This is a genomic window from Wolbachia endosymbiont of Mansonella perstans, from assembly GCF_020278605.1.
In the GTDB taxonomy this organism is placed as follows: Bacteria; Pseudomonadota; Alphaproteobacteria; order Rickettsiales; family Anaplasmataceae; genus Wolbachia.
Genome location: NZ_JACZHU010000080.1, coordinates 1 through 4,733 on the forward strand (window position 1 = coordinate 1; position 4,733 = coordinate 4,733).

General features: G+C 35.3%; 3 protein-coding genes. 1 reads left to right on the forward strand and 2 read right to left on the reverse strand.

All coding sequences use genetic code 11. The features are described 5' to 3' along the window. Positions 1-743: 743 nt before the first annotated feature. The gene (gene gatB, locus IHO13_RS04540) at positions 744-2,174 is read left to right on the forward strand and encodes an Asp-tRNA(Asn)/Glu-tRNA(Gln) amidotransferase subunit GatB (protein ID WP_225538473.1); all 1,431 of its coding nucleotides are present in this window, start codon (positions 744-746) and stop codon (positions 2,172-2,174) included. 50 nt (positions 2,175-2,224) lie between these two features. On the opposite strand, the gene rho is transcribed toward gatB, so the two are convergent. Further along, on the reverse strand, positions 2,225-3,640 hold the full coding sequence (rho, locus tag IHO13_RS04545; protein ID WP_225538474.1) for a transcription termination factor Rho: 1,416 nt from the start codon (positions 3,638-3,640) through the stop codon (positions 2,225-2,227). Positions 3,641-3,837: 197 nt separating this feature from the next. Further along, positions 3,838-4,425, reverse strand: a complete 588-nt coding sequence (locus IHO13_RS04550) for a cell cycle transcriptional regulator TrcR (RefSeq protein ID WP_225538475.1) — start codon at positions 4,423-4,425, stop codon at positions 3,838-3,840. Between the last annotated feature and the right edge of the window lie 308 nt (positions 4,426-4,733).

Below are 4,733 nucleotides of genomic sequence, written 5' to 3' on the forward strand. Positions count from 1 at the left end.
ACTAAGCTCTACGATATCTTTATTTGAATGGTACTAGCCAGCAGCCCGAGCTTTAAAGTGTAATGTACAACCATTTGCTTTCACAGCAAATGGTGTTTCAATGTCACCTTATAATGATGTCTTCAAGTAGCTCACACTGGGATTCAAGATACTACTTTATCAATAAATATTTAAGAAATTTACTAAATAAAAAAGCAAAAGAAGCCCCGTGGCGGCTAATTATTTATTTTTGTATCGAAATGTTGGCGTTTTTTATCCTAAACGCTTAATAAGCGCGACTTAGCTGCTTTTTAATGCAACTACCTTAGCCATAAACATTTAAGAAATTCACTAAGCAGAAAAAAAGGCAAGAAACCCCGAGTAGCTAGTTATTCACTATCTATCTTATAATATTGGCGCTTTTGATGTCTTAAACGACTTATAAGCGCGTTTCAGCTCGTATAGGTAAAAAAACAGAAGTTTTATAAAGACATACGGTGCACATAGTGCAAAAAATTAAACATAAGGTATCAATTACATTGAGTTTTTTGTCAGTTAACCTGTACAGACTGAAGATAAATAATACCTCCAGTGTTGTGATAAGGGGGTTGAAAGAATTTGTCAAGTAATTTTTGCATTCTTGGTACACACTGCTCTTAAATTGCAGGTTAAAAAGTTAAGATAAAGGTATAAAAACATGGGTTTTGTTTTGACTTTTTGTGCTAATTTTGCAGAATATTGAAATTACCACTTGGATTGAACGCATGACAAAGGAGAATTGGGAAGCGATAATTGGGCTTGAAGTGCATGCTCAGGTTTCTTCTAAGGCAAAGCTATTTTCTAGTTCATCAGCTAAGTTTGGTGCTGAACATAATACTCAAGTTTCCCTGATTGACGCGGCAATGCCTGGCACATTGCCAATACTAAATTACTGTTCTATAGAGCAGGCAATACGCACCGGTCTTGCGCTTTCTGCGGAAATTAATAAGTGTTCTTACTTCGATCGGAAAAACTATTTTTATCCTGATTTACCGCAAGGTTATCAGATAACTCAGTTCTTTGAGCCGATAGTTAGGAACGGTAGAGTATTTATCAACAATAATAAAAAAGAAATAAGAATTGCGAGAATTCATCTAGAGCAAGATGCAGGAAAGAGCATTCATGAAAAGAGCAAAACTTATGTGGATTTAAACCGCGTAGGAGTTGCTTTAATGGAAATTGTTTCAAAGCCGGACCTTCGGTCATCTGCAGAAGCTGCAGAATTTATGAAAAAATTGAGGCAGATTTTACGTTACATTGGCTCATGTGATGGTGATATGGAAAAGGGATCACTTCGTTGTGATGCAAATGTTTCTGTGCACCCAAAAGGCAGCAGCACATTTGGCACTCGTTGTGAAATAAAAAACCTAAATTCAATACGTTATATTATGCAGGCTATAGATTACGAAATACAAAGGCAGATTGAGATTTTGGAGAGTGGGAGAGAAATAAGTCAAGATACCTTACTATTTGATGTTGCTTTGGGAAAAACAAAGGTAATGCGAAATAAAGAAGATGCAAGCGATTACAGATATTTTCCTGAACCTGATTTGTTACCTGTTGAAATAAGCCAGGACAAAATCGATCTTATCAAGTCATCTTTGCCTGAGTTGCCAGACCAAAAGAAGCTACGATACATTAAAGAGCTAGGTATTAACGAATACGATGCAGAAGTCATCACTTCCGATAAAGCAATTGCTGATTATTTTGAAGAATTGGTAAAAAAGCACGATTCAAAGCTTGCCGTTACTTGGTTAACTGTAGAACTTTTTGGCCGTTTGAATAAAGCAGGTATTGATATTATGAACTCTCCGGTTAAAGCAAATGCCTTGTCCGAGCTCTTGGATTTCATCGTTGATGGGATAATCTCTGCTAAACTTGGCAAGCAAGTTTTTGATATTATGTTTGAAACTAGCAAATCAGCGTCTTTAATTATAGAAGAGCAGGATCTAAAGCAAATAACCGATAAAGGTCAAATATCTGAAGCTATCGATGAAATCATTAATAACAACCAAGATAAAGTTCAAGAATACAGAAGTGGTAAAGCAAAATTGTACGGATTCTTTGTTGGCGAAGTCATGAAACTTACAAAAGGAAAAGCTAGCCCTGATGTTGTGAATTTGATTTTAAGTGAAAAGCTAAGATTGAATTCCTAAATTTTATCTCACTGGAAGGGCAAAGTTTTTTGCCCCCTGACCGTTGACATTTAATTGTTCATAGAGTTAAAAAAGTCAGCATTATTCTTTGTTAAAAGCAATTTATCGCGTAAAAACTCCATTGCTTCAACAGATCCCATAGGATTAAGTATCCTACGCAACACCCATATTTTATTCAGTATAGCCTTATCAATTAATAGTTCCTCTTTTCTAGTTCCAGATTTTGTAATATCAATAGCTGGAAATATTCGCTTATCAGCAAGTTTTCTATCAAGTATAACCTCAGCATTACCTGTACCTTTAAATTCTTCAAAAATAACTTCATCCATTTTTGAACCAGTTTCTACAAGAGCAGTAGCAATTATTGTCAAAGAACCACCATTTTCAATGTTGCGAGCCGCTCCGAAAAAGCGTTTTGGTCTCTGCAGCGCATTTGAATCTACACCACCAGTTAGAACTTTTCCAGACGAAGGAATGACTGCATTATAAGCGCGTGCAAGACGGGTTATAGAGTCAAGCAAAATTACAACATCCTTTTTATGCTCAACCATTCTTTTAGCTTTTTCTATTACTATTTCAGCAAGCTGTACATGGCGGTAAGCAGGCTCATCGAATGTGGAACTCACTACCTCGCCCTTTACAGAACGCATCATATCTGTCACTTCTTCAGGTCTTTCATCTATAAGCAATACTATTAATTCTATTTCTGGATGGTTTGTAGCTATAGAATGAGCCATTTGCTGAAGCAATATCGTTTTTCCTGTGCGGGGTGGAGCAACTATTAATGCTCTTTGTCCTTTTCCAAGAGGTGCAACTATATCCGCAGCTCGCATACTTATATCTTTTTTATTATCTACACAGCCGTTGTTTTCAAGAATCAACCTTTCTTCGGGGTAAAGAGGAAGCAAGTTGTCAAAGTGGACGTATTTCCTCAGTTCACTTACTTCGGTATAGTTTATACTTTGAACCTTAGTTAAAGTAAAATATCTTTCCTTATCACTAGGTGGTCCGATTTCTCCACATACCATGTCTCCTGTGCGCAAATTGAACTTTTTTATCTGTCCATTGGAAATATACACATCGTCAGTACTCGGAGCATAATTAGCACTTGCTGAACGTAAAAAACCGAAACCATCAGGTAATATTTCTACTATTCCGCTTCCTGTAGTAGCGCCTCCTTCTTCGCTCATTTTCTTCATTAAGCTGAATATCATCTCCTGTTTCAGCATTCTGCCATTACCTTTACCATTAGTTGAAATTTTCCTTTCCTCAGCTAGATCCAATAATTCTTCTGCTGTTTTTTTTCTCAGCTCACTCAGATCTAGTGCTTTTTTGTTTTCTTTTAGACCTTCATTTATTGTTTGTTTTACCATACCGTTGTTAGAAATTTGCTTACTTGTTCTTGCTGATTCTAATTTAGCTGCAATCTTTTCCTTTGCTAAAACATCTTCATTGATTGTTACCATAGTCCTCCAAAATTTTTAATTGATGCTTACTAACCTAAAATGTGACTACAAGATAATAATTAGGCTAATTTAGGAAGTATTAAACTCAATTGCTATTAAGCTACATACTTTACCTGCCATTATACCAGTAAATACTGACAAGTCAAGTTAATTCAATGTTAATAAGACATGAAAATAGATAAACAGTTTTAGAGACTTTAATAATTTTCCTTTATGTTTCTTAACCTTTCTTGTTTCTCTTCCTTTATTTTTGCTTTTTCTATTTCTGTTTCTAAATTTTCTTGACTGCATAGACCGAGCAGTACAGGATCTTGAGGTTTTATATTTTGCATATTATAGTGAGACCCATCCCTTACCTGCTCGACTGTATAATTTGTTGTACTAATCAATTTAGCTATAACGTTGTTGTCCAAAATAGGAAACTTCTTTATTAAATAATAAATCGCATTAGGTTTATCTCTACGCCTTGCCAGGGAAGTAAGGCCAGAAGTGTTGCTGATTGATTTACTCCTTTTTTTTACATTTTTTGCAATCAAACTTGGGATACGATTTGGATTTTTTTTACAATTGTCAATTTCTTTTTCAGTTATTATTCCAGAAATAATAGGATTAAATCTTTCAGCATCTATTTCCTCGTCAGCTATATTCTGCACTTCTTCAAGAGCTAACTTACAACATTGCGCTATTTGATTAAAAGTTAAAGCAGTATTATCTACTAGCCAAGCAGCAATTTGCATGAGAAATTGTTTATTTTTATCATTGCCCTTAGAAAGTTCTGTTGACATCAAAAATCATCTCCATCGTTATTTAGAGTTAGAATATAAGCCATTAAAATTAAAAAAGCATTAATTTTGTCACTAAATAGATCTCTTGCATAGCCAATTTATGGTAGGGAGTTTTCAGGAGAAATGCAGGTGAACGGTGCAGAATGCTTGACGCGGAATCTAATGTCACTTTATAGTGTTGCCTCCAAGTAGCTTTTTTGTCATCTCAGTACCTCTTTTTCTCGTCATCCCAATACTTCCTTTTCCTGTCATTCAAGTGACTTTTTTCGTCATTCCAGTACTTGATACTAGGATCTACCATATTAAAC

Bases quoted from the DNA above. Each gene is read 5' to 3' on its own strand.
- IHO13_RS04550 (WP_225538475.1), bottom strand. From the start codon at position 4,425: ATGTCAACAGAACTTTCTAAGGGCAATGATAAAAATAAACAATTTCTC.
- rho (WP_225538474.1), bottom strand. From the start codon at position 3,640: ATGGTAACAATCAATGAAGATGTTTTAGCAAAGGAAAAGATTGCAGCT.
- gatB (WP_225538473.1), top strand. From the start codon at position 744: ATGACAAAGGAGAATTGGGAAGCGATAATTGGGCTTGAAGTGCATGCT.